Genomic DNA, 25,984 nt, shown 5'->3' with positions numbered 1-25,984 from the left:
ATATTTGTAAAGTAATATAAAAAAACATGCATAAAAACGCATAATATTTTCTTTCTTATGATAGCAACAAATATATTTTCTGCCGTAGTGTTTGATATGGATGGTGTAGTAATCAATACACGCAAACCTATAGAAGCTTTCTGGCACACCATTGCCGCTGAACATAATCTTCAAATTACTACTGAAATGATGGAACGTCAGATTCATGGATGCCCTGCCAGGCAAACTGTATCTGTGCTTTTTCCAGAGTTATCTTCTAAAGAAAAGGAGGAGCTTTTTGAACGTTGTGAGCATTTCGAAACAACCATGGACTATAGAACCATGTCCGGAATCAAGGGATTTTTTGAAGACTTAAAAAAGAATGCTATTCCTATAGCACTTGTAACTAGTTCTTTACCGCCTAAGGTGGCTAATGTTATCAAACAACTTCAGTTAAAAGGCATATTCGATATAATTGTAACCTCAGACTTGGTAGAAAAAGGCAAACCAGACCCTGCCTGTTATTTGTTAGCTGCAAAAAAACTACAATTACCACCCGAACAATGTATCGTTTTTGAAGATGCAGTAAGTGGGGTAAAAGCTTCTACAGGGGCAGAAATGTTTACCATTGGTGTTGGAGGAGTTTACCAGGCACCTTTGCTTAAAGAAGCTGGAGCAAAAGAGGTAATTCTGAATTTCGATACTGTCCGGGTGCAGCCAAAAGGCAGCCACCGGTATTTAACAATTTCACCTTCACTTTCCGTATCGCTTGGCTAGCCCTTGCAGAAGTTGATTTACCTATGAACCAATGCTTACTGTACTTGCTGTAGTTTTTCGCATTTTAGCTAACCCACTTGCCAATGTTTTCCAAAAACAACTAGCCAACAACCGGGCCGATCCATTGTTTATTAATTTTGTTACTTATCTGTTTTTGGGCCTTTTATCGGGTATATATGCTATTACCATTAACTGGCTTAGTTTTCCTAAGGAGTTCTGGTTTTTTTCTATAGGTGTTGGGTTTCTGGGAGCCTTAGGAAATGGCTTCTTAATAAAAGCCTTACAACAAGGTGATTTATCAATTCTGGGACCTGTAAATGCTTACAAATCTGTAGTTAGTTTGGTAGTTGCTTTCTTTTTATTAGGAGAAGTACCCGGAATCTGGGGTGGTTTAGGAATTGTTTTGATTGTGGTGGGAAGTTATGTTGTGTTAAATACAGCCAAAGAAAGATTTTCATGGGTTGTGTTTACGCGCAAAGATATTCAATACCGGTTACTAGCCATGTTCCTGGCTGCCATAGAAGCAGTATTGATTAAAAAAGTAATTAATTATTCTTCCCCTGAAGTATCATTTATTATCTGGTGCTGGTTTGGCGCTTTGTTCTCCTTTGGTATTGTTTATTATCAGAAATCTGCTCAGCTCATTGGACAAATCAGGCTTACCGGCGGACATATAAATACGTATGCAATGCTTATTTTTTGTATCGGGCTTATGCAATTCACAACAAATTATACATTTGACCATATGCCTGTTGGGTATGCTCTGGCACTTTTTCAACTCTCAGCTTTGCTAAGTGTTTTATTAGGACATAGATTTTTCAAAGAAACCGATATACTTAAAAAGCTGGTAGGCGCCTGTATTATGGTGGCTGGTTCCGCATTAATTATTTTGTTTAACAATTAACAATAGGAAAATTACCAATTACATAAATCCTTTTAACTACCCTTACTTTAAACTAATCATCTTGTATGCGTATTGAACATATAGCTATCTGGACAAACCAGCTGGAAGAGCTTAAAGATTTTTATACTATGTATTTTGGTGGAAAAGCAACTACTAAATATATCAATCCATTTAAGCAATTCTCTTCCTATTTTATCTCATTCGATTCGGGAGCCAGGCTTGAGCTCATGCATAAGCCCTCTGTTCCACAATCTACATACGGGCAGGGGGCGGAATTTACTGGGATTACACATCTGGCTTTTTCAGTTGGCACAAAAGAGCAGGTTGATTTGCTCACTGAACAATTGCGTATGAATGGAATACGCTTAGTAGGTGAACCGCGGCAAACAGGCGATGGATACTATGAGAGTGTAATTCTGGACCCGGATGGGAACCGGATAGAAATTACCGCTTAACAGCTCGTGAAAATTAGTAAAGTAACTTCTAAAATACTAAGCTCTTTTGATATAGTTTTCTTTATTGCTAAGGAATTGGCTAAATGTTAATCATTTTTGTCTCTTTTATAGTTGTTTCCGTACAAACAAATTAAGATAGCCAGAGTTAATATATTGATAAACCACTAAATTTTATGGAAAGATTCAGAGACAAAGTAGTATTAATTACCGGAGCATCTACCGGTATAGGAAAAGCATCAGCCATCAGGTATGCAGCAGAAGGAGCTAAACTTATACTTGCCGATATATCTGAAGAGAAGGGGAAAGCCACTTTGGAAGAAGTTATAAAAAAATCTAAAGAAAGTTTGTTCATCCATTGCGATGTGACCGATGCTACGAGTGTAAAAGAAATGATAAAGCAAAGTATCAGCAAGTTTGGACGTATAGATGTGGCCATAAATAACGCAGGTATCGGCGGAGCCTCTGCTCATACTGCCGACTATCCGGAAGATGAATGGCAAAAAGTAATCAATGTAAACCTGACTGGCGTTTACCTGTGTATGAAATATGAATTACAGGAAATGGTAAAAGCAAAAAAAGGAAATATAGTGAATATGGCTTCCATTCTGGGTAAAGTAGGCTTTATGGGTTCTGCCGCTTATGTTGCCGCCAAGCATGGTGTAGTGGGCCTGACAGAAACGGCTGCTCTAGAATATGCTCCACAAGGTATCCGCATTAATGCGCTTTGCCCAGGATTTATTTATACACCTATGTTGGAAAATGCCGGATTGGCTGAAGACGATAAATTGCATCAGGCTATAGCAAATATGCACGCGATGAAGCGCATGGGTAAACCTGAGGAAGTAGCTGATGCATTGCTTTGGATAAGTTCAGAGGAGGCTACATTTGTAACAGGCCATTCTCTTGCCGTGGACGGTGGATTTCTGGCTCAATAAATAATACCTAATGACTAATAATGGATAAACAGGTAAACGCTACTTATTCATTATTAGTCATTGATATATTCCCAAGCACTTTTATAAGCGTTTATGTCTTCAATATACGTTAAAAAATCCTGGTAAAAAGGATGAACAGATAAAGTAGCACTATCGCCAATTACCACTAATTTCATTTTGGCTCTGGTTAGGGCTACATTCATTCGGCGTATATCGTTCAAAAAGCCTATTTCGCCCCTGTCGTTAGAGCGGACCATACTAATGTAGATTATCTCTCTTTCTTGTCCCTGGAATCCATCTACTGTACCTATGGATATGAATTTCCTGCATTCAGCTAATAAAGAATAAGAAGTGATGTGTGCTTGCAAATAGTCTATTTGAGCGCGGTAAGGAGAGATAATACCTATCTGGAATGTTTCCTGCAATTTTCCGGGATTGTGCGTTTTAATATGTTCTAACAATATGTTGAGATGCTTAAGCAGTAAATTTGCTTCTTCGCCATTAGACACACTCTGGTTTTCGGGGTTGTATTTTTCTTCATAGCCGCAGCCAGCTGTATCTATAAAAGTAAGAGGTTGACTGAGCCATTCATCCATACCTAATGTTTTTTCTTTTACACTCTCATCAGCTTGTAACTCTCCTTTATAGAACTGATTGTTAGAAAATTGCATAATCTGCTCATGCATCCGGTATTGTATGGTAAGCATTACATCTGCCTGCTGACGGGCCATAGTTTTTTCAAACAAGGTTATTGCTAAACCTGCTTTTTCTGCTTGCTGCGATTTAATGGTAGGCGGGAGCTGGCAATGGTCTCCGGCAAATATTACCCGGGAAGCCCGCAGGATTGGTATCCAGGTGGCAGGTTCCAATGCTTGAGCCGCTTCGTCAATAAATACAGTTTGAAAAGTTCTATCTCCAAGCATCCGGTTAGCAGCTCCCACCAATGTGCAAGTAATTACCTGCGTTCTGGCAAATATACCCTCGGTAATGTACTTTTCGGTGTTATTTGCTTCCTGCGAAAGTTTGCGTGCTTCGGCCAGAATTAATTTCCGCTGGTCACGTTCAGCTTTACCAAAATGCCTTTTGTATTTTCGGGCCATGCGGTTATACTCATCGGCTTGTTTGCGTAGTTGTTTGATTTGCGGAAAGTTACGGTCTGTTTGTACTTTCGCATCTACTGTGTGCTGCAGCATATCTTCACTAACTCTGGCGGGATTTCCTACGCGTACTACTGCTGCTCCTTTGTTTGCTAATTTTTCTGTTAACAAATCGACTGCTGCATTACTAGGCGAACAAACCAAAACCTGCTTTTCCGTTTTTAATGTCTGAATAATAGCTTCAACCAGTGTAGTAGTTTTACCAGTACCCGGAGGGCCGTGAATAATTCCTACATCCTGTGCTTGTAACACATGATGCACCGCCTTATTTTGGCTTTCATTGAGGTGAGGAAGTCCACTAAAAAAAACAGAACAAGTAAAACCAGCTTTGCTATATCCAAGAAGAACATTACGGAGCTGTGCCAACCGGGTTTTGTCAGCTTCCTTAACTTTTTTTACAGCTGTTTCCATCTCTCTGTAACTACTCTCGTCAAACAGCAGATCTACTCCCAGTTTGCCGTCATCAATCCAGTCTGGTAAATCATCTTCATTAAAGCTGATTTTGAGCCGGTTTAATCCGGCATACACTACTACTCCTTCTATCGCGTTCTTTTCTTTAGTATTTCCTGCATTACTGAATAATGAAACTGCTTTGCCTTGGCCAAATGTATGAGGCATATGTGTCTGGGCTGTACGCTCTACTTCAATATATAATCTTTCACCAATACCAAAGCCAGATTCTACTATAATTACCGGATACCAGCTTGTGCCCTGCTCCCGGCGTGTATGCAAGGGAGTGTTTACGATTTTCTCCTGATACTGCGCTAAATCAACTTCTTTTTCCATTGCCAACAACCTGAGCAATTGATTTAATTCGTCGGAGGCTTGCTGTGTCATATCTTAAGTGCTTAATTGTAGTAGCCAAAACTAAGCTTAGCTACTGAAGAAGAAAAATTATTTTGCTAATCAATAAATAATAAACCGGGGAAACTGAAAAGCTGACTTACAAAGAAACTTGCAGGAGTATAGTTACAAGAATAACATAGGTGTTACAGCTACATACTAGCTTCGATTGAATATATGAGGAGGGAAGGCTAATAAGCAGTAAGGCAAAGAATAAGCCTGATTTTGCTTACCCTTTGCCTTAAAGTTGAATAAGTTGCTAATTTCTGCAACCCTGCCAGGTAGTATTATTATACCTGCGTTACTAATTGTATTCTTATACTTTTGCTTCTACTAGCCTGTTTTTCTTCTCCATAGACTCATGCACATAGGTATAAATCTTTTGAATAACCTTATCCCAGGTGAATGTAGAAGCTTGCATCCGTGCGTGGGCTTGCATTTGTGCCAATAGCGCAGGATTGCTTATTAATTGGTTCAATGCTTCGGAAAGCTTAATTGCTACTTCGTCTTCTGTTAAATTTTTAGTACTGATTATGAAACCACATTTTGAGTCTATAATTTCTTTAGGTCCACCCAGATCCAGGCATACTACGGGCAATCCAAACGATAAAGCTTCTAATACAACACCTCCACTGGAATCGTGCAAACTTGGAAACAAAAGCAGGTCATATTCTTTATACATCTCAAACAGCACATTGCGCGCAACAAAAGGAACCCAGGTTATTTTGTCATATACTTGCTGCTGCCGGGCTATATCTTTTAGCCACTTTTCGTCATTACCTGAACCAACTATCGTAAATTCAATATCGGGATGAATGGCAACTGCCTTGGCAAAAGCTTTGATAGCTAAATGTATTCCTTTGAAATAAGCCAGCCGGCCCGCATATAGTATTTTTATGGTTTTGTTGTGCCTTGTATTATCGAAATCCGGTATCTGCGCTATGCCAACTTCCAAGGAAACTTTACATTTATAATGAAATTCTTTTGGGATAAAATTTAAATTATCACTGGTTTTCAATAGAATTAATTGACTCTTTTTGAAACATTGGATTAACCAGGGGTTGAACCTAGCTGTAGAATTCGCAAAAGATCGGAGGTTTTCTAATAATCTATATTTAGGTAAAAAATTTTCCATCAATACTTTAGGAAATTCTTCGCCCCCGCCTACCGGTCCAAAAACAAAGGGCTTTCCTAGGGAATATAGAAAGCTAGGTGTGCGGAATACACCTATGGTTATGTGATGAATTAGATCAACTTCTTGCTTTTTTAAAAGCTTTTTTACATAAAAGTAAATGCCTATTTGCCAGAAGATATAGAATAATTGTTCAGATCTGCCACCTGATTTATAAATAGTTTGAAGCCATCTTGGAAGATCGTAATAGAGTACAGATATCCTGTTCTGCAGGCCGAGTCTTTGTATTTCTTCTGTGAAGGCTGTATCTTTTGCGGGGTTTTTGGTGAGTATGGTTACCTTATTTCCCTGGTTAGCTAACTCTTTAGCAAAGTTCCAGCCTATTCCTGATTCACTTCCGCTTTTAGCATCACAAGCGTATGCTGATAATAAAATTTTCATTATGTTGAAAAACTAGGTAAAATTTATAAAGATTTAACTGCTTGAGGCTTTGTAGTCGCTGTATTTAGGGAGCGTAATACCTCAGCAACCCGTCGGGCAGTTGACAGCTCATTACATACAGTAGCCCACCATTTAAGTGTTTCTGTATGATGATGAGCTAGTAAAACCGGATCATTTATTAATTTTTGAGCATAGGCTATTCCTTCTTTCCAGGTGTCCGTTTGTATAATGGGAGAGTCTCTGTATAAATACGTATTTGGCAGCTTTTCAGATATAATAACACAGCCAGCCCGCATAGCCTCAAAATGCCGGTAGGTTTCTGCTCTAAGAAATCCTTTTGGGCAAAGTACAATCTGACTTTCATATAAAATCTGAGAATATGCTTCAGAATCTAAGCCCTTCTTGAATCCATTTGTGAAGTGCACATACGAGGAAGGGAATCTGGAAGAAAAATCTCTCTTAATCAAGCTAGGTACCCGTTTAAATACCTTCATTAATTGCCCATAAATTATATCAGGGATAATGGAATTAGACAATACCTTATATAGAGATACCCGGCCCTTATTAAGATTGCCTGAAAAAAATACTTTATATTTTCGTTGTTCTATCTTTTTTACCGGATGATGCTTGGTGTCTTTTACATAGCCTAATGGGAAATGAAATATTCTCTCCCTTACTATATCGGCTGGTAAATGGCATTTAAAAACAGCAAAATAATTTCCAGGAAGCCCCTCATTTATTTCATGATTCTGATTGGATAGAAATAATAATACTTTTTTGGGATTTTTTATGCTTAGTGAGTCGGGGAGAATAGTACTATCTATGTTTGCATAGATGTAAAATTGATACTCCTCAAAGCTGTTACCCAGAATTTCTTTAAGATGATCGAAGAATTGAATTAAAAAAACGGTTTCATTTAACTGCTCAAATGTATAAGCAGAGTTATTATCCATTACTATATTCTTGAATCTACTTGGGATTACTTCCATAATATTCTATTATTTTTTACCAAAGAAATACGTTAGTCAAATGGTTGAATTACTGAATACAGTTTTAGTCTTGTTGACTAACTAAGTTATTGCAAATTTAAGAGTAACTTGTTGATATTAGAAAAATGCAAATAAATAGTATTTTTGTTTATTGGATGATTCAAGAATAGACTTTTAAAAGTTAAACATTTAAAAATAGCAGTTCTTTTTATGCAATAAAACTATTAGACCTATTTATTTCATAATAGCTTAATTATAGGTAATTAAGCTATTAAATATCCATTCTGTAATTTGAAACTCTTTTCTTACAAGTGTACTTTTTAAGCGTCATCTGTTAACTAGATACATCTTGTGAATTTTTAGTAAACAGTAAAAACTTAAATATATTATATATGCCAGTAGAGCATAAAAAAACCTTTGCTAACTTAGTATCAGCAAAGGTTTGTTAAAAGACGTAAGGAAATAATTATACTGCAAAACTTTCGCCACAGCCGCACGTTCTACTGGCATTAGGATTAATAAATTGGAAGCCTTTTCCATTCAATCCATCAGAAAAATCCAAAACAGTGCCGATTAAATAAAGCAAACTTTTCTTATCAACGAGTATTCGGATGCCTTTATCCTCAAAAGTCTGGTCAGAAGGTTTCACATTAGAATCAAAATCAAGATCATACATTAATCCCGAGCAGCCACCACCTTGCACAGATACGCGAATATTATGATTATCGGTTAATCCATCTTTTGACCGCAGTTCTATTATTTTTTCTTTTGCTTTATCAGTAACGCTTATCATGGCAGTAGGAAGTAAATAGTTGTGATAATTTATATATCTGTAAAATATTCGAATTTGACGCTTGTAATACAAATCTACGGTAAAACTTTTTTGGTAAGCAAAAAGTTTCTTCATTTACCCAACAATATCAATTCAAATGAAGTATGCACAAAGTTGAACATTTTGGAATCGCTGTTCAGAATCTAAAAGAAGCTAGCAGGTTGTATGAAAAATTACTTGGTGTAAAGCCATACAAAGAAGAAACGGTAGAAAGCGAAAGAGTAACCACCCTGTTTTTTAAAGTTGGAGAAACAAAAATAGAATTATTAGAAGCTACTAATCCCGATAGTGTAATAAATAAATTTATTGAGAAACGCGGAGAAGGAATACACCATATTGCTTTTGAGGTAACAGATATAGAACAGGAGATGCAAAGGCTGAAACAAGAAGGATTTATTTTACTGAACGAAATGCCTAAAAGAGGTGCCGATAATAAGCTTGTTTGCTTCGTCCATCCTAAAACAACCAATGGAGTACTAATTGAACTCTGCCAGGATATAAACCATACAGCCTAATATAAAGACTCTATATCTAAAATTATTTCAGCAATCAAACTCATCTCCACAATGTGCTTTCTGCCAAGCATATCGGTTAAATGAATGGCCGAACCAGCAGTATTCTTTATTATTCCATGGAATACAGTGCCATTTTTTAACAGAATATTTACCTCCTTATTTACTAAATCAAGCAATTTTATGGGAATATCTTTTGCAAAAATTCTGGCTTGTCTTTTACCCATAAATAAACTAATCAATAAAAATTGAATGAATAAATAATTAATTCTTAATTAAGGCATTATATTTATCTGTTTTGGTAGGATCTAATTCCACTAGTAAGTTATAAGCTGTCTGTTTCTGCTGTGGTGTTCCCTCCAGGAAAAAATTGATTAATTCATTGATTTTGGTATCAAAGAAGGTGTTAGTCAACAAAGCTGCTGGTCTGATCTGATTTATTTTTTTGATATTGCCTAATACCTCTAATATTTGTGTGCGTGCTTGTTCCGGGCTTGCCAGAAAATTATCGAGTGCTTGGCGATGATAGGTATATAATCCCTCTCTTAGCGGAAGCATCTGCGGACTCAATAGATTTTCAATAAGCCAATAGCGGTTCCGGTTATCTTCTGTAGATCCCCAGCCCTTTTCTCCATTTGTTGCTCCTTGCTGGGCGGTGTTAGCAATAATCATGGCTTTTTGCAAATATGCACTACCCCCCAGCCTGCTAAAAGAATCATTGTCTAAGCCGATAATAATATAGGCATAGAAAGACAACATAGAGGTAAGGTTGTTTGTAAAGGTATTCTCGTTAAAATCCATTGGCTGGGCAGGCGTATATTCGAATTGCCATTCACGGTCAATGAAGTTGAGCAGAAAAGATTCGTAATCCGTACCATATACTGGCCTGGATGATTGAATCTGAGCCGTACCAACAAATGACTTGATACTAGGCATATCGGTAATACGGATCACCAAATTACAGTTGATGCGTTCTTGAGGGAGATATTTGTCGTTAGTCCATCGTTGATTATTCATCAGGTTAGAAATAGCCGTTTGCATATCTACAAATACTTGCTTTTCTGTAACCATAGAGCTTCTAAGCTGATCTGTATCAATTATTACATTGCATCTAAGCTCCTGCGCCTGACTGAACGTGCTACATGCGAATGTAACTAAGCAAATGAGAATAAATGGATGGATGTATTTCTTAAGCATTTGCTGATTGTAGTTTGCTGATTAATAAATTGGTAATATCTTTCGCTATAGCCGTTTTTTCTTTCAAAGGTATCTCATGAATAGTATGGTCCTTTTCAATAATTGTCACTTTATTCGTATCGTGTCCAAAGCCTGCCCCTGCGTCATTCATTGAGTTTAGAACAATAAAATCAAGGTTTTTATTCACCAACTTTCCAAATGCATTCTCTAATTCATTGTTGGTCTCTAATGCAAAACCTATTAAAAGTTGTTTAGGTTTCTTCTGTTTGCCCAGAGTAGCGGCAATGTCTATCGTTTTGGTTAGTTCCAGAGTAAAATTAGTTTCTTTTTTCTTTATTTTCTGAGAAGCTTTATGTGCAGGTGTATAATCTGCCACAGCTGCTGCTAGTATAATAATATCGGCACTGCTAAAATGACGGGCACTTTGCTCATACATCTCCTGTGCAGATACTACCTGTAGGAGATTTATAGTTGGGTGTTTTACCTGCAAATGTGTAGGTCCGCTTACCAGATCTACTTGCGCCCCTGCTTCAGCCAGACTATGGGCTAAGGCATATCCCATTTTACCAGTGGAATGGTTACTAATGAAACGCACAGGGTCAATAGCTTCGTATGTTGGACCGGCCGTAATCAGTACTTTCTTGTGAAGAAGTGGTTGAGTTGGAGAAAAATATCGTTGCAAAATCTGCAAAATTTGCTCAGGCTCTGCCATGCGGCCCACACCAGTAAGGCCACTGGCCAGTTCGCCATATTCAGCTGCAATAATATGGTTGCCAAAAGAGGCTAGTTTTTGCAGGTTTTGTATCGTACTTGGGTGCTGATACATATCCAAATCCATGGCTGGAGCAAAAAATACAGGGCAACGCGCAGATAAATAAGTAGCTACCAATAAATTATCGCAAATGCCTTGAGCACATTTAGCTAATGTGTTGGCACTTGCAGGCGCTATAACTATGGCATCTGCCCATAAACCTAACGCTACATGGTTATTCCACTCGCCAGCATCATTTTTGATAAAATCGGTAAGTACCGGATTTTTGGAGAGGGTAGCTAATGTAAGAGGGGTAATAAATTGAGAGGCAGAGGTAGTAAGAATTACTTTAACCTCTGCCTGCTCTTTTACTAATAGTCTAACTAATAAAGCTGCCTTATAGGCTGCTATACTGCCACTTACGCACAGGAGAATTTTCTTTTGAGCAAGCATGCAGAAATTAAATTATTTAATAGGTAGTGTAGTATTACCTGGAAAGTTCGTCAATGTCTGGTTTTCTGAACATGATCTTGCCAGCCAGAAATTCATCTGTAGCAACAGATGTTGGCTTGGGCATACGCTCATAAAACTTGGATATTTCAATTTGCTCCCGGTTTTCAAACACCTCTTCCAGATTATCTACTGTGGAAGCAAATTCTGATAATTTATTGTTCAATTCTTCTTTCATCTTTGTAGAAATTTGCCGCGCTCTTTTGGAAATTACCGATACCGATTGATAGATATTTCCGGTGGGCGATGCTATTTTTTCTACGTCTCTGGTAATAATAGAGGGTGATGTAGCCATATTTGATTGGTTGATTTTATTGTAAATTGTATAAATTATAAAAGACTACTACATGATAATTCCATTAGGAATATGTTTATCTCATAGCAGATGTATATTACTTCTTTGTACTTTGTAATTCAGCGCCTGCTGCTTCACCAACTATTTTTACACAGGCCTCATAAATGTTCTCCGCTTCCCGCAGGTATCTACTTTTGGCATATTTGTCAATAAAATTTTCATAATATTCAATGGTGCTTTCATACCGCTCCCTCTTTTTGGCTTCTGTGCTTGACTTTGCCAGATTATAGGCATTAACTAATTTGAGGTAGGCTGCCCGTTCATTGTAATCTGAATCCGGGTAGCTCCGTTGAAAATTTTCAAAAGCTACTACGGCTGCTTTATAATCTTCTTTGTGCGAATAAAGTTCTGCATTTTCATAGGCTTTTCTTTCTAACTTGGCTCGCAGCAGGGCAATTATCTCATTACATTTCTCCTTATACTTACTGCCTGGATATGCATTTATAAAAGTTTGCATGGCCTCTATAGCCGTATATGTATTAGTTTGATCCAGGTTATAGGAAGGGGAGTCCTCATAGAGTGAATAGGCATATAAATACATTGCTTCTTCGGCGAACTCGCTTCTGGAGTAAGTCTCATAAAACTTTTTGAAGTAATGTGCACTTAAAATATAATCTCTTTGCTGGAAATGCGCATTTGCCAGGTAAAACTGCGCCCGTTCAGCTTCGGGTGTTCCTTGTATTAGAGGGATAATTTCTTCAAATAGTAAACTAGCTTTATTATAATCTTTCTTCGTATAGTAATTGACGGCCGCCTGATACTTTTCTTCTACATTAGTACTTTTTTGCAATTTGGTAAATTTGCTACAGGAACTAAAAAAAACTCCGGCAATAAACAATATGAATAACAGGTATTTCGAATTTTGCATAAGGTGCAAATATAAAGTATAAATTGCAGTTTTACAATTTGTATATAAACGCGAAAACAAATAATAGCGTATTGATACACAAGCTATTATTTGTTTTCTATATGTAATAAAATTAGGCTATTTCATTAAGAGTGGTGCTTAATAATCAGCTTTCGCGTAATTAAGCTTTTTCCATCTACAGACAGCGTGTAAAAATATACGCCGGAATTTAGTTCTAAAGTAGAGATATGTAATCTTTTTGCGTCTCTGATTAACGTATATTCACCTACCACATTGCCCAAAACATTACACAGAATAATTTTGGCATTGTCCGTGTCTCTAAAAAGCTGGTAATCGATAGAGGCATAGGCACTGGCCGGATTAGGATATACGCTGGAAATACTAATTTTTTCATTTGAGAAAAGAATTTCTCCCCGCATAGAACGCATAGAGTCATTCTCATGCATCACAGGTTCTGATAATTTTTCTACGCCCGCAGGTTTTGATGGAATACTAGTAGCAACATAGGATGCAGAAGTATTCGTTATTTTAGCTTGACTTATATGATTAGCCTTAGTGCCTTTGGCAAAGGATAAACAGGTGATAAATGAGATGGCTATTAGTAAGTTTCTTCTCATATGTATACAGCGGGTTGAGGAAAAATTCAGTATAACGTAAATATATACAAAATTGTATACAAAAGTATGCCAATAATCGCAATAATATTATTTGTGCAGTACTTTTGTACAAATGGAATTATTATCTTATAAACGGTAATATCACCGCCTTGGATTAGATCTACCCAGGATATCTTGAGGTTTTTCTACAGTTTGTTTCTTAACAGGCTTTAGGGGTGATGGTTGGTTTCGTATCAAGACTTCAGATTTTAGAGGTCTCTCTTCAATTCGCCACCTGAAGCCTTTTAGCCGCCTGTCTGGTTCTTCTATTTCGTGTGGAGGAATAAATACTGCATCTGGCGTGGTAAGTGCTTTAATGGTATTTGCCTTATTATCTTTAAAACGGATATCCATTTTGCTGCAAAGCATTTTGTTCATGCCAATCAACACACTATCGCCTTCGTCTAAGGCAAAGTATAGGCTTTCTGCATTCCCATCTACAAATACACTACTTACTTTATTATCTGTAAAATAGGTAGTCATGCGTCTGCCTTTAATCTGGTTAAAATTCTTGATACTATCCTGACTTACAACAAAGGAATTTGTCCGTAAATACATTCTGCTGATTTTGTTGTTTGCCATTTGGATATGGATGGAGTCTGCCAGTAGCTGGTTGCCACTACTCCAGAGTACCGGGTTGCGGTAGAAATAAATGGTAGAGTCGGTAAAATTGTACAGCAGTGAGTCACACTTTCCTTGCAGGTCCGATTTGAAAATTTTTACATTATTGTAAGCAAATAACTTCCGGCTTTTTTTAACTGTATCATCTATAGATACCAGCGTATCTGCTGTCATATATAAAGTATCACCAGCAGCGATATTTTTCATAACTGGTCTGCCATACACTTTAGAGATTCCTTTTATACCATTATATGTCCCGATGTCTCCTTCTATAACAGTGCTGTCTTCTTTGGCTACCAGTTCTACATTCATACGGGCAATACCTATTTCCTTTAATTTATCATAATACACACTGTCGCCGGTTAGGGTATATTTATCATAATCAATAGTAGTTCTGCCGATAAAAGTAGATTGCTGCGAAACTGTATTATATGTGCCATTAGTAGTATATAAATCTCCTGATTTACCTACAATTTTTGTAGGACCTTTGAAATAAGCAACCTTAGTAACTGTATGATATTGTAAAGTATCGGAGTTGAGACTATACTCAGGATTAGTTAGATTAACTTCTTCTTTGAAGAACAGCAGTTTCGACTTGGTATTGTAATACCCTTGTTTGCTGACCAGTACATTTTCTCCGTCTATAATGCGGCCACCTGTGTAATAATAAGCCAGACTGGTATTCATATTATAATCCAGTTCCTCGGTATACAAAGTCATTGTCTTATCAACCAATACTACATTTCCCCGCATCTGAGCTACCCTCGTATTGCCATCGTAAAATGCTTTATTGCCAGTAACTGTTAATGTATCTCCCTGCACAATCCGTACATTGCCAAAAGCTTCCAAGGTATTCGTGGCTACATACTGGTAGGCAGAGTCACAGGTCATTACGGCACCTTTCTGTCTGAACCTGACATGGCCAATTACTCTTCTTACTTCTTGCCCATTTTTTGGAGTACCTCCCAGTAAAGAGTCTGCTTGCTCTAATTCTACCATATCTGGTTCATCCGTCTGGGCAAACAGGCAACCTGCCGGAAGAAGCAAACAACAACTAACTAGGATAATATAATATATAAACTTCATGAATGCTCTCTACTAAACGCTGAATTATTCATCTTAGACTAACTCAATTTGGCAATAATTAAGCCAGTTCGGTTTCACTTTGTAAAGGTAATCAAACCAAGCCAATACAAAAGACATACGTAAGAAATGCCCGGATGATTAACTTCTTTCAATAAAGGGACGGATGGACAATTTAAGAAAGATGATTTCTGGTGATTAAGTAGATTACAAACGAAAGCCAGTGTAGGTTTTGTATACTCGTCTTAGCTATACCTTACATACATAACAGGAAATAAGAGAATAAGTATTACTGAGGAAGGCTAGCTGTTAGTTGATGATATAAATTTTCTGCATCGATGGGAGCCGTATAGCTTGGGTCGCCCCATGTGATGCGGTGTGTAGTTTGCTTATTCTTGATCCCAATGAAATAATAGATATTGCCGGGATGACTAAACTCAGTCTGGGATATTTGTAAGTCATTTGCCTTACTGAATAGTTGCTGGGTAATTTTACCTGAAAGCTTTTTTAGAGGGGTATAGTTTTCTTTAGTAGTACGCATGTCAGTTGTCACACGGAACAAGTATCCATTATCTAGTAATAGGTATGTAGTAGTCTCGCCCGTAAAACCCCCGCCATTGCCAAACAATAATTGTTTGCCTGTATACGTAGCTGGATGCGAGCGCTGTGAGCGGCAACCAGAAGTATAGGTACTCCATAAGATTGTCAATAGCAGGAAAATAGGTATGGTGAATGACTTCATACGAGTTCTTTAGCTGCTACGTGTACAATATATGTACCGGAAAAACGCTTGCTTGTCCCAGATTAAAAAATCTGTATGAGTTAGTTGTGGGAAGGATTATGCAAGGTAATGGTTTTCTGCTGATCCGCTTTGGTTAGTTCTTCAGCCCCGGAAGAAAATATAGAGCTTACTAAGGCACCGGAAATAACACAAACAAGGAATAAAAATCTAATAAATACTTCAGTTTTGGTGATGGTTCTCATGATTTCTTAAGTGGTTTTATACACTTAATGAACTATTATACCAAAGGTAAACCCCTTGTAAGGTAGATTTTTATAAAATACGTAACCTTGCTTCTATTCCACTACTGTTCTGATCGTACCATCCTTCAATACTATCTCTAAAGAGTCGCCAGAGGCCACCTCAGCCACCGATTTTACTACCTTGCCATCTTTTAGAGTTAAGCTGTAACCTCTATCCAGATAAGCATTGGGATTATACTGCTGAAGAGTAGCGGCGAGTACAGCTAATTCATTCTTTTTCTGAGCAAGCAGGTAATTCCATTGCATACTTGTCTTTTCAGCCATATCATCCAGTTGCTGCGCCCGGTTATAAAGGTTGTATTGGACAGCTGTGCGGATGCTTGCCCGCATTTGTAATAGGTAATTTGCTAACTCTGTTTTGTCTGGCACAGCATGTTCGGCTGCAGCCGTTGGGGTAGCCGCCCGTAAGTCTGCTACAAAATCTAAAATAGTGAAATCGGTTTCGTGGCCAATAGCTGAAATAACCGGAATAGGACAAGCATACACAGCTTTAGCTAGAGATTCATCATTAAAGCACCATAAGTCTTCTATGGACCCTCCTCCTCTGGCGATTATAATTACATCTATTGCTGGCTGCTTGCACAAAAGCTGCAAGGCAGCTATTACAGAGGCGGCTCCTTGTTCGCCTTGAACAGTTGCCGGGGAAAGTACCAGCTTTATGCCGGGATACCGCCTTTGCAGAGTATGTAAAATATCCTTTATGACTGCTCCTGTAGGAGACGTAATCAGGCCAATAGTAGTTGGGTAAGCAGGTATTTCCTTTTTATTAGATTCGTCGAACAAGCCTTCCAGCTGCAATTTATCTTTTAGCATTAGAAACTGCTGGTACAGATTGCCTACCCCATAGGCTTGCACTTCCTGTACCAATAATTGGTAATTTCCTCTTTGCGGATATACCGTTACACTGCCCTTTACAACAATTTTAGCTCCGTGTTTTAATATCTCTTTTGTTTTTCCGGTAATACTTCCCCGGAACATAACACAGCTTATTTGAGCATACTCGTCTTTTAATGTAAAATATGCATGACCGGAACTGTGTAAGGTACAATTAGAGACTTCTCCCTGCAGGCTTACTTCTTGTAGTTCTGGTTCATATTCCAATATCTCTTTAATACGGTACGTAAGATCACTAACAGTGAGTAGGTCGACAGATGGATAAAACATGGATAGCTGTTGGCTGAATGCGAATGAGGAAAGATTGCTTATTTGCAAACCAAATTACAATTTTTACAAGCATTTACCAAAAAGGCAGTCCTTTCGGGTCTTATTATAAACACAAAAAAGGCTGCCTGCTGGCAGCCTCTGCATAGTAAAGTTAGGTGGTTTGTTTATAAAGTAGGATAAACCTTATACATCCTGAGAAGAGTCTGTTTCTATAGGAATACTTCTGAAAAATTCAGAAAGCCGTCTGCTGGAATAAGTGCCAAACGCATCTATAACTGACCCTTTTTCTCCACCTTCACACTCAATTGCATACACCACTGACATATCTCCCGGATTAGAGGGACCCTCAAAACGATAATGCTCCCTTATTTTGAGTTGATTGGCCGTATATATTTTACCAGTGGTAAGAGATTCCAGTTGACATGCTTCGGCTTCGTCGTCTGAACCGGGTTTATCAATGATTTTAAAATCACTGGCGTATCCCCTTTGTTGCAGATCCTGCGTTGCATCTACTAGATCACTATAATCTTTGCTTGAAGTTGCCATATATGTGTATGCTTAATTTTTACAGATTTATTTTATGTGAATTTAAGATTAACTGTTTTTGCCATATTCCTTGGTAAAGGCTTTATGCGTACTTTCCAACTCCATGGCACTTTCATCAAGTTCATTACGCATTCTTGTCCAGTTTTCCTCTGTAGAGGTCTCTATCTCATTTAGTTTATCTTCAAACTGGTCTCTTTTGATTTTTAACGATTTCATCCCCTCATTCATGGCCGCATTTTTTTTGCCTTCCATTTTGCTTTGCCAGCTATCTATATCGTTATCTATGCGTTTAAGTGTAGCTCGCTGAGTAGATACATAAGTATCTCTTTCCTGCATCCAGGCATTTTTATCTATCTCCGTGGTTTCGGCATCATTATCATTCTCATAAGCTTTAGCCGTATTTGTGCTTGAACTGGTGTCTATATTTTTTTCACGCTCGTTGCTACTACAAGCACTTACGCTGCCTATCATCCCTGCAATTAGCAAGGCATACAGGCTTTGTTTCATTGTTCTTTTTATATTTTCCATAACTGTTATCAAGGTTGATTCTACAGAGGTTTTCTACGATAAAACCAACCTTTGGGTTATTGAAACTACCGGCTACAGCTAAAATAAATGGAGATTAGAAAACCCGTAGAACGAAGTTACCGCTACGGGTTTCAACAGGCATACAGACCTAAAATATGAATTCAAGATAGATAACATTTGTTGTTATCGTGACAAACTGTAAGTAATACCCAAATTGAGGCCCGCCATAGATAGATTGTCCATATCGCCGGATTTAAATGCGTTCGTGAACCTGGCATTCAGAAACAAATTAGTCCGGTAGCCTACTTCTACAATGGCACCTACTTCTGGTGCTACGGCTACATGCCAGGCACTGGACTCAAATGGAACAGATCCAATATCTGTGCGTTGTTCAATATAAGCTGTTCCAACGCCTGTTCCGATAAAGGGTGTAAATTTGCCCTGACTATTGAAAAGATAACGTCCAATCGCCATAATGGGTAATGCATTAATATACCGGTATTCCATACCTGAAATAGCAGATGTATTGCTGAGTTCCACTGTACTGTAGCCCGGATGTTGATAGAATATATGCCAGGAACCTCCTAGTCCAATGGAAAAGTTTTCGTTAAAAGCAGTACCAATCTCCAGACTAATACCCCGGAAACTGGTATTGCTAATATAATCGGCTGTACTGCCTAACGGCATAGCCATATTGTAGGTAATATTGGTATATCCGCCTTGGGCATACGAAGCATAATTAACCAGGCAGATCAATAGACATATATAGAAGACTTTATTTAGTAATTTCATAGCTTTTCGCTTTAAGTTCATACTCATTATAACGATCTGCGCAGGTAGGGCGATTGCGTAAAGGCACGGTCTATTCCATTGGCAATTCTTTCGCGGTTACTATTGTTATCGTCAAATTCCAATAAGCCGTTTAAGGTACCCAGCCAGACTACCGGCAGGCGCTGCGTAGTATTATCGGCTGCTGCAGGATTAATCATCTCCAGCAATACGGTTCCAGTGGTAACAGAATAATAATACGTTACGCCTGAAGGGTACCATCCCGGGCCAAATCCTGTTCCGGGATACCAGCTATTCCAACCTGAGTACCAGCCCCAGTTATTGTACCAGGAATCGTAGTATGCACCCACAGATGTATTAGAAAAAGCAGAAACCTGCATTACTACATCAGGCACTTGATTGGGGCTTATGGTGGAGATGCGGGTATACCCCAAACGGTTTAAGTTGTTTTCTACCTGGCTAATAACAAAGTCGTTTAAAGCTGGGGCCAGGTACCTTCTATTGCCATTGTTGCCTTGCATAACCAGTACGGTGTCTATGAGAGCATACGTGCGTACTTGGGAAAAATTAAAGGTAGAATCGTAAGAGGTGCCCACCACATCATAATCCGACACAATTTCAGGACCTTGCGGATAACAGGAGGCTAAGAGTAGAGAGAATGAGATAAGAAAGGCAGTGGTTACATTGATTTGGCGGTTCCTTTTCTCCGGGAGCTTTCTATGCATTTTCATAGCAGTTGAGTGATTAGATAGATTAAAAACTAAAGCGCCAATGCTAGTTAACTTCCCTTGCCGCACCTTTTGTTTACACACTGCCTTATTTTCAGTCAGCACGATAGCGGCAAAATAAATCAACAGATGATTGCACTAACTATATATACGTACTGATAAGAGGGTTATATTGTTTCCTGGAAAAGTGAAAATTTCTTGTTTTCTGGTAGTGGATGAATTATTGTCTACATAGGAATATCTTATAGGTAAGGAAACACACTTGTAACAAAGGTTTGCGTAAATAAGCACAACAAAAAAGCGTGAGTTACGGCTCACGCTTTTTTGCTAAAACAAGAAAGGAGAAATACTATGGAATTATTGTGCTTTATATGTTTCAGTGAAGATGAGTTTATCTCCATCCGCTAAGGTTAATGAATCTTCCACTTTGATAGAGCTTTCAGATATTTCCAGTACTTTATATACTAATTCATTGCCATTAACAGTAAATACCAGTTCAGTATCATTATTTCTCAGTTCCCAGGTGCCACTGTTCATCAGGTCGCTGTCGGTAGGATCGCACTTGGAAGCACCTTCCCGTTCTTCGTATTTTTTGTCGGCGAACATAATATATAAGTCATCTAGCTCACAAGCTTCATAATCTTCCAGCATGTTGTCAGTTTCGGTTTCTCCGTCTTGTATATACGTAACGGTAGATGCAACCAACTTCCATTGTTTGCCGGAAGTACTGGATATCATTTCTGATTTGGTTTTGGTTTTAATAGGGGCATCGTCTTTCTTACAGGCAGAAAAAAACGTAAGGAGAGAAAGTGTAATAGCAAGCAGTCTGAAATTTTTCATAGGTTTTTTTTAGGGAATTTAAGTTTCAGGGAGTTTATTGAAATTTGTACTATTTATGGGAGAAATAGTCCTTGGTAACCTTGAAAGTAAATCAATTTATAATAATTACTAGTTTGTTGTATTTTTGTTTTACCTCTGGAAGAGATAGGAGGGCATTAAAAAAGGAAATTTTGTAACCATACAAGTAGGGCTACAAAATTTCCTTCTCAGTGTTGCAGCTAAGCTTTATGCTTAGGAAGTGATGTATAGTTTATTGTTTTTAATTTATTGAGCAGTATATACAACTGTTACCATAGTTTCGACAGTTCCACCAGAAGTTAAAGGAAATGTTTGTGGAAACTCACCAGTAATGCTAGTTTCAGTAACTTCTTTCAATGTTGAGTACAATGAGCCTGCTTTAGGAGTAGTAACATGTAATTCCGTATCATTATTTTTTAATTCCCATGTTCCTGTGTCTAATAAATCAGCGCTGCCACATTTTAAAGCTCCTTCTCTGGCCTCGTAGGTTTTGTTTCTAAAAAGCACAGTTAAGTTGTCTCTTTCGCAAGCCTCATCGAATGCAAGATTCATCACATCTTCTTCCCGCTGTTGGCCATTTAATGTATACTTGGCTTTCATAGATGTGATTCTCCATTGTTTACCAGAGTCGCTAGAAATCATTTCTGACTTAGTTTTTACTTTTGGCGCATCGTCTTTTTTACAGGCAGAAAAGAAAGTTACCAGAGTTAGGGCAATAATAAGTAATCTTAAATTTTTCATTGAAGTAATAATAGTTTATGTTTTAGTGTTATGTGTGATTGCTAAGTACAAGCGATTTTTAGCCTTTATGGTGAGACAGAAGGGAAGTAACCGTGTAAAAGAATATTTTTTCAATTTTATTTCAGGTAGCTTATATTCCTTTTTGGCTACATTCTGATCAACAAAAGACCAAAAGTTAAATACGGTAAAAGCAAAAATCTATTGATTAAGGGCAGCTCAAGAAGGAAGGTTCTAAATACTATACAGCTATACTGGCCATAGACTGCCTTTTGTCGAGCTTGCCAGAAGCCGTTTGGGAAAAAGCCGGCACATACCGGATGGATTTCGGTTTTTCGTAGTGAGTTAAAAAGATACTTAACTCATCGGTAAGCGACTTTTCCTCACTAGTAGATAGGGGAGAGCCTTCTATAAAAAGGGTCACCTTTTCTCCAAGCAAAGCATCAGGCAGCGGAGCCACAAAAAAACGTTTGTGAAGATTTAGTTTAAGCAATACCTTTTCTACCCCTTGTTCTACCTTTTCAGCCTGCACTTTCACACCTCCGGAGTTAATCACATGATCTATCCGGCCCATCCATTCAAACGTACTGGGGGAGAGAAGTTGCACCACATCATTGGTAACCACTGGTTCATCGTTCAGAAAAGGTGCACGAATCACCAGGCAGCCTCTGCCGTCAAGGGAAATTTTAATTCCTTCCAACACAGTAAAATAGGGTTGCTTGCCCGATGTAGTAAGCTTTTTTAATGCAATATGGGAAATGGTTTCTGTCATACCATAGGTATGATATATAGGGGCTTGTATTGCTTGCAGTTGTGCTTCCAGACTCTGGCTTACTGGTGCGCCGCCTAACAAGATAGCCTTAGCTCTATGTAAAATGGCTATTTTTTCAGGGGTTTGTGCCAAGCTGTTTTGTAGTTGCAGGGGTACGAAAGATAAAAAATCAAAATGGGTATCTTCAGTAAAAGCGGAGAGAGGCATCGATGATGGCGGGAGAATAGTTAGATGTAGTTGCAATTCAAATCCTCGTACAAGCATCATCTGCCCGCCAATATACTGGGTAGGTAAGCTAACCAATGCACGGTCACCGGCAACTAATCCCAGGGCTTTGCCTGTCATATGGGCGCTGGCAATCATCTGCTGGCGGTGAAAGGTAATAGATTTGGGTGTTCCCGTAGATCCTGAAGTAAACAGAGTAAAGGTTTCTTGCCCACTAAGCCACTGCTGGCAGAAAAGCAATGTTTGGGTTTCATACGCAGAAAGTGCACCTGGAAATCTGCCTTGCCGGATGGCATCATACGATAGCGTATAATTTCCTATGTGAAGAACATCCGAAAGTTGAGTAGGCATAAATAGCGACTATACATAAATGGTACTATCCAGAAGACAAACCTGGTATTGTGCAGGAAAGTGCTTTGTGCAAGTGATCAGGCACACAAGTAAAGTCTGCCTGGCTAAATTAACTAAAAAATAGATGATTACTGCCTTTCTGACTGAAAGGTAAATTGTATAGCATTCTATATGAAATTAGGAGTGTTAAAGCCTGACTCTATCAGAAAACTGGCTCAAACACCGGGTTTTCAACTTTTCATTAACTTCCTTCAGAATCTGATTTCGTTTATCTAATTCTTGTAGCCTTCTGATAATTACCTTCTCACGCTCTTGCAAATCACGGAGAGTTTTTTCGTAATCTGTGGTCATGTAAAAAAATGGCAGTATGTCTTTAAAGCGTCATACGCATTGAGCTAAAAATAAGTTTAACAAAAACTTCACAATCCGCTTCTATCCAGTTTTTTGATACAGCTGTTCAGAATTTAGGACCTTTCCTTTAAAAAATTGTAAGAATCAACTGTCCTTTGGCAGATATTTCTTAATTTTAGGAGTTGAATATGATATGAAAAGCAGATGTACTTATTAGCTGGGAATACTTATGCATTGCCTGTGCTTATAAGCTGCTTTTGAACAATACTTGTAAGCAACAGTTAATTATTTTATCCAACCACTAAATTATACATACCCTTGAAAAGAAGAGAAGCATTACTTAAAGTAAGTTTGCTGATGGGTGGAACCCTTTCTGCCCCTGCTCTTACAGGAATTCTGAATGGTTGCACCTCTAAAAAAGCAGAGCAAACGGCAGCAAAGGCGGCCACTGACGCGGGTTTTGCATTTACTGCCGAACAAGACAAAATGGTGGCAGAGCTCTCAGAGATAATCATTCCTAAAACGAGTACACCAGGTGCAAAAGAGGCAAAGGTGAATGAATTTATAGAAACGATGCTGACGGATTGCTATGAAGAAAAAGATCAGAAAAGCTTTTTGAAAGGCCTGGACCGCCTGGAGGATAAAAGTCAGAAAGCTCACAAGAAGACTTTCCTGGAGCTAACTACCGATCAACAAACCGCCTTGTTGAAAGAAATAGCTGCTGAAGATGAAAAAAAACCGGAACCAGAACCAGCCAAACCCGATGAAGACCGCCAGGGAGAAACTCAGGCAGGAGCCGGCCAGTCTGGAACGGCTGTAACCGGTGCGCCAAAGCCCCAAGAGGAACAAAAAGCCCCTCTTCCCTTCTTCCGGACGCTGAAAGAACTAACGTTACTGGGTTATTTTACATCTGAGATTGGCGCTACACAGGCATTAGATTATAAACAGGTACCTGGCAGATATGAGCCTTGTATCCCTTACAAGGAAGGTCAGAAAGCTCAGGCATCGGTCTAGCATACTATACTATTAGTGTCCATATAGTAAAAATAGTTAAGCAAGCAGTAGTCATTTACGACATATACCTAAAAAATTTATTTCAATGAACCTGAATATAAAAGCAAAACAACAAAATACATACGATGCCATTGTGGTGGGCTCTGGCGTTAGCGGTGGATGGGCAGCAAAAGAATTAACCGAAAAAGGATTAAAAGTACTGATGCTCGACAGAGGTAAAAACCTGGAACACGTAAAAGACTATCCGGAAGCTAACAAACATCCCTGGGAATATAAGCACCGGGGAAGACGTACTATTGCTATGGAGAAATCGCATCCGTTCCTAAGCCGCGATTATCCTTACAGCGAATACAATGCGCATTACTGGTTCGACGATATGAAATCGCCTTATGACGAAAAGAAACGGTTTGACTGGTACCGCCCAGATATCGTAGGGGGTAAGTCTATTATGTGGGGTCGCCAGTCATACCGCCTGAGTGATATGGACTTTGAAGCTAATATAAAGGATGGCATAGCTGTAGACTGGCCCATCCGGTATAAAGATATAGCTCCCTGGTACGACTACGTAGAAACTTTTGCCGGTATCAGCGGACAAAAGGAAGGCTTGCCTCAGTTACCAGATGGTAAATTCCAGCCTGCCATGCCCATGAATTGTGTGGAAAAAGAAGTAAAGAAAGGCATAGAATCTAACTTCAAAAACCGGAAAGTAACCATGGGCCGGGTAGCTAATTTAACAAAAGCATTACCAGGCCGCTCTCAATGCCAGTACCGCAATATGTGTAGCCGGGGTTGCCAGTTTGGTGCATATTTCAGTACACAATCTTCTACGCTGCCGGCAGCTATGGCTACCGGAAATCTTACCCTGAAGCCACGTTCTATTGTAAGTTCTGTTATCTATGATGAACAAAAGAAAAAAGCTACCGGCGTACAGGTAATAGATTATGATACCAAGGAAATGACTGAGTATTATGCCAAAATTATTTTCTTGAATGGCTCTACTATCAGCACTACCTTTATTATGCTCAACTCGATGTCTAACCGGTTTCCAAATGGATTGGGCAACGATAGCGGAGAGCTGGGCCACAACCTGATGGACCATCATTTCCGCACAGGGGCACAAGGTACAGCTGTTGGGATGGATGATCAATACTATTATGGACGCCGTCCAAATGGTATTTATATTCCACGTTACCGGAATGTAGGCAGCGACAAACGCGACTATATCCGCGGCTTTGGTTACCAGGGAGGGGCAAGCCGCACAGGATGGCAGCGGGGTATTGCCGAAATGAACTTTGGCGCCGACTTTAAAGATGAACTAACTAAACCAGGCCCATGGGTAATGGGCATAGGCGCATTTGGCGAATGTCTGCCGTACCATGAAAATTCGGTGCTGCTGAATAAAGATAAGAAAGATGAATGGGGACAACCTACCTTAACATTCAATGCAGAGTTCAAAGAGAATGAAATGAAGATGCGGAAAGATATGGCAAATGATGCCGCTGAAATGCTGGAAGCTGCCGGACTAAAAGATGTTGAAACCTACGACAGAGGTTCTTATCCTGGAATGGCTATTCATGAAATGGGCACTGCCAGAATGGGCCGCGACCCGAAAACATCTGTATTAAATGCCTTTAATCAGGTGCATTCAGTACCAAATGTGTTTGTTACAGATGGTGCTTGTATGACTTCTGCTTCTTGTGTAAATCCTTCACTTACCTACATGGCCTTAACGGCACGTGCCTGCGATCATGCTGTAAAGGAAATGAAGAAAATGAACATTTGATAAATAAGAAGCTGTTTGAGTTATTAATTTAATAGCGAAAATAATGAATTTTCAAGCGAAACGAGGCACTTTGTAGGAGCGTAGCCGGATGCTACG

Annotated in this window: 29 protein-coding genes; 7 read left to right on the top strand and 22 right to left on the bottom strand. The window is 38.8% G+C overall.

Translation table 11 applies throughout. The annotated features are described in order from the left end of the window. Positions 1-57 precede the first annotated feature (57 nt). The 4 genes from Q0590_RS03785 to Q0590_RS03770 all read left to right on the top strand — a co-directional run bounded on the left by Q0590_RS03785 (position 58) and on the right by Q0590_RS03770 (position 3,050). Positions 58-756 carry an HAD family hydrolase gene (locus tag Q0590_RS03785; RefSeq protein WP_302036143.1) on the top strand — a complete coding sequence of 233 codons (699 nt, stop codon included), beginning with the start codon at positions 58-60 and terminating at the stop codon, positions 754-756. Positions 757-787: 31 nt separating this feature from the next. Next, positions 788-1,660, top strand: coding sequence for an EamA family transporter (locus Q0590_RS03780; RefSeq protein WP_302036142.1), 873 nt, complete (start codon positions 788-790; stop codon positions 1,658-1,660). Positions 1,661-1,725: 65 nt separating this feature from the next. Beyond that, positions 1,726-2,115 (top strand): VOC family protein, encoded by a 390-nt coding sequence (locus tag Q0590_RS03775; protein ID WP_302036141.1) that lies wholly within the window; start codon positions 1,726-1,728, stop codon positions 2,113-2,115. Between the two features lie 173 nt (positions 2,116-2,288). After that, positions 2,289-3,050, top strand: coding sequence for an SDR family NAD(P)-dependent oxidoreductase (locus Q0590_RS03770; RefSeq protein WP_302036140.1), 762 nt, complete (start codon positions 2,289-2,291; stop codon positions 3,048-3,050). A gap of 53 nt (positions 3,051-3,103) precedes the next feature. Here the strand turns inward: Q0590_RS03770 and Q0590_RS03765 are convergent, their stop codons facing one another. The 4 genes from Q0590_RS03765 to Q0590_RS03750 form a co-directional block, all read right to left on the bottom strand. After that, complete coding sequence (locus tag Q0590_RS03765; protein WP_302036139.1) at positions 3,104-5,044, bottom strand: AAA domain-containing protein; 1,941 nt, start codon at positions 5,042-5,044, stop codon at positions 3,104-3,106. A gap of 322 nt (positions 5,045-5,366) precedes the next feature. Continuing rightward, complete coding sequence (locus Q0590_RS03760) at positions 5,367-6,623, bottom strand: glycosyltransferase family 4 protein (protein ID WP_302036138.1); 1,257 nt, start codon at positions 6,621-6,623, stop codon at positions 5,367-5,369. 23 nt (positions 6,624-6,646) lie between these two features. Further along, positions 6,647-7,612, bottom strand: coding sequence for a hypothetical protein (locus Q0590_RS03755; protein ID WP_302036137.1), 966 nt, complete (start codon positions 7,610-7,612; stop codon positions 6,647-6,649). A 466-nt stretch (positions 7,613-8,078) separates the two neighbouring features. Further along, complete coding sequence (locus Q0590_RS03750) at positions 8,079-8,405, bottom strand: HesB/IscA family protein (protein WP_302036287.1); 327 nt, start codon at positions 8,403-8,405, stop codon at positions 8,079-8,081. A gap of 143 nt (positions 8,406-8,548) precedes the next feature. Between Q0590_RS03750 and mce the strand changes: the two genes are divergently transcribed. Further along, positions 8,549-8,959, top strand: coding sequence for a methylmalonyl-CoA epimerase (gene mce / locus Q0590_RS03745; protein WP_302036136.1), 411 nt, complete (start codon positions 8,549-8,551; stop codon positions 8,957-8,959). On the opposite strand, the gene Q0590_RS03740 is transcribed toward mce, so the two are convergent. From Q0590_RS03740 to Q0590_RS03655, 18 genes are all read right to left on the bottom strand, one after another. Beyond that, on the bottom strand, positions 8,956-9,183 hold the full coding sequence (locus tag Q0590_RS03740) for a hypothetical protein (RefSeq protein ID WP_302036135.1): 228 nt from the start codon (positions 9,181-9,183) through the stop codon (positions 8,956-8,958). The genes mce and Q0590_RS03740 overlap by 4 nt on opposite strands. Before the next feature lie 37 nt (positions 9,184-9,220). Next, positions 9,221-10,153: a type IX secretion system protein PorD gene (gene porD, locus Q0590_RS03735; RefSeq protein WP_302036134.1), complete on the bottom strand. Its 933-nt coding sequence runs from the start codon at positions 10,151-10,153 to the stop codon at positions 9,221-9,223. Beyond that, positions 10,146-11,357, bottom strand: a complete 1,212-nt coding sequence (gene coaBC, locus Q0590_RS03730) for a bifunctional phosphopantothenoylcysteine decarboxylase/phosphopantothenate--cysteine ligase CoaBC (RefSeq protein ID WP_302036133.1) — start codon at positions 11,355-11,357, stop codon at positions 10,146-10,148. The genes porD and coaBC overlap by 8 nt, the downstream gene beginning before the upstream one ends. A gap of 34 nt (positions 11,358-11,391) precedes the next feature. After that, positions 11,392-11,709, bottom strand: coding sequence for a DNA-directed RNA polymerase subunit omega (locus Q0590_RS03725; protein WP_302036132.1), 318 nt, complete (start codon positions 11,707-11,709; stop codon positions 11,392-11,394). 97 nt (positions 11,710-11,806) lie between these two features. Next, complete coding sequence (locus Q0590_RS03720; RefSeq protein WP_302036131.1) at positions 11,807-12,637, bottom strand: outer membrane protein assembly factor BamD; 831 nt, start codon at positions 12,635-12,637, stop codon at positions 11,807-11,809. A gap of 125 nt (positions 12,638-12,762) precedes the next feature. Then, the gene (locus Q0590_RS03715) at positions 12,763-13,254 is read right to left on the bottom strand and encodes a T9SS type A sorting domain-containing protein (protein ID WP_302036130.1); all 492 of its coding nucleotides are present in this window, start codon (positions 13,252-13,254) and stop codon (positions 12,763-12,765) included. Positions 13,255-13,395: 141 nt separating this feature from the next. Beyond that, positions 13,396-15,000: an OstA-like protein gene (locus Q0590_RS03710; RefSeq protein WP_302036129.1), complete on the bottom strand. Its 1,605-nt coding sequence runs from the start codon at positions 14,998-15,000 to the stop codon at positions 13,396-13,398. Between the two features lie 286 nt (positions 15,001-15,286). Beyond that, on the bottom strand, positions 15,287-15,739 hold the full coding sequence (locus tag Q0590_RS03705) for a hypothetical protein (protein WP_302036128.1): 453 nt from the start codon (positions 15,737-15,739) through the stop codon (positions 15,287-15,289). 80 nt (positions 15,740-15,819) lie between these two features. Beyond that, a complete protein-coding gene (locus Q0590_RS03700; RefSeq protein WP_302036127.1) occupies positions 15,820-15,981 on the bottom strand; it encodes a hypothetical protein in 162 nt (53 codons plus the stop codon). A 93-nt stretch (positions 15,982-16,074) separates the two neighbouring features. After that, positions 16,075-17,205 carry an exodeoxyribonuclease VII large subunit gene (gene xseA / locus Q0590_RS03695; protein WP_302036126.1) on the bottom strand — a complete coding sequence of 377 codons (1,131 nt, stop codon included), beginning with the start codon at positions 17,203-17,205 and terminating at the stop codon, positions 16,075-16,077. 183 nt (positions 17,206-17,388) lie between these two features. Then, complete coding sequence (locus Q0590_RS03690) at positions 17,389-17,751, bottom strand: phosphoribosylpyrophosphate synthetase (RefSeq protein WP_302036125.1); 363 nt, start codon at positions 17,749-17,751, stop codon at positions 17,389-17,391. A 48-nt stretch (positions 17,752-17,799) separates the two neighbouring features. Beyond that, positions 17,800-18,279, bottom strand: coding sequence for a sll1863 family stress response protein (locus Q0590_RS03685; RefSeq protein ID WP_302036124.1), 480 nt, complete (start codon positions 18,277-18,279; stop codon positions 17,800-17,802). 183 nt (positions 18,280-18,462) lie between these two features. Further along, complete coding sequence (locus Q0590_RS03680; protein ID WP_302036123.1) at positions 18,463-19,071, bottom strand: outer membrane beta-barrel protein; 609 nt, start codon at positions 19,069-19,071, stop codon at positions 18,463-18,465. 26 nt (positions 19,072-19,097) lie between these two features. Then, entirely contained in the window at positions 19,098-19,793 is a 696-nt protein-coding gene (locus Q0590_RS03675) for a DUF4136 domain-containing protein (RefSeq protein WP_302036122.1), read from the bottom strand. A 360-nt stretch (positions 19,794-20,153) separates the two neighbouring features. Beyond that, positions 20,154-20,636, bottom strand: a complete 483-nt coding sequence (locus tag Q0590_RS03670) for a lipocalin family protein (protein WP_302036121.1) — start codon at positions 20,634-20,636, stop codon at positions 20,154-20,156. 264 nt (positions 20,637-20,900) lie between these two features. After that, positions 20,901-21,395, bottom strand: a complete 495-nt coding sequence (locus tag Q0590_RS03665) for a hypothetical protein (RefSeq protein WP_302036120.1) — start codon at positions 21,393-21,395, stop codon at positions 20,901-20,903. 238 nt (positions 21,396-21,633) lie between these two features. Further along, a complete protein-coding gene (locus Q0590_RS03660; RefSeq protein ID WP_302036119.1) occupies positions 21,634-22,740 on the bottom strand; it encodes an AMP-binding protein in 1,107 nt (368 codons plus the stop codon). A 186-nt stretch (positions 22,741-22,926) separates the two neighbouring features. After that, positions 22,927-23,091 carry a hypothetical protein gene (locus Q0590_RS03655; RefSeq protein ID WP_302036118.1) on the bottom strand — a complete coding sequence of 55 codons (165 nt, stop codon included), beginning with the start codon at positions 23,089-23,091 and terminating at the stop codon, positions 22,927-22,929. 318 nt (positions 23,092-23,409) lie between these two features. Between Q0590_RS03655 and Q0590_RS03650 the strand changes: the two genes are divergently transcribed. Further along, positions 23,410-24,105 (top strand): gluconate 2-dehydrogenase subunit 3 family protein, encoded by a 696-nt coding sequence (locus tag Q0590_RS03650; protein WP_302036117.1) that lies wholly within the window; start codon positions 23,410-23,412, stop codon positions 24,103-24,105. 85 nt (positions 24,106-24,190) lie between these two features. Beyond that, on the top strand, positions 24,191-25,888 hold the full coding sequence (locus tag Q0590_RS03645) for a GMC oxidoreductase (RefSeq protein WP_302036116.1): 1,698 nt from the start codon (positions 24,191-24,193) through the stop codon (positions 25,886-25,888). Positions 25,889-25,984: the final 96 nt, after the last annotated feature.

Source organism: Rhodocytophaga aerolata, assembly GCF_030503435.1.
In the GTDB taxonomy this organism is placed as follows: domain Bacteria; phylum Bacteroidota; class Bacteroidia; order Cytophagales; family 172606-1; genus Rhodocytophaga; species Rhodocytophaga aerolata.
The sequence above is the reverse complement of the archived record's forward strand: the minus strand, read 5'-3'. Positions and strand labels throughout refer to the sequence as shown.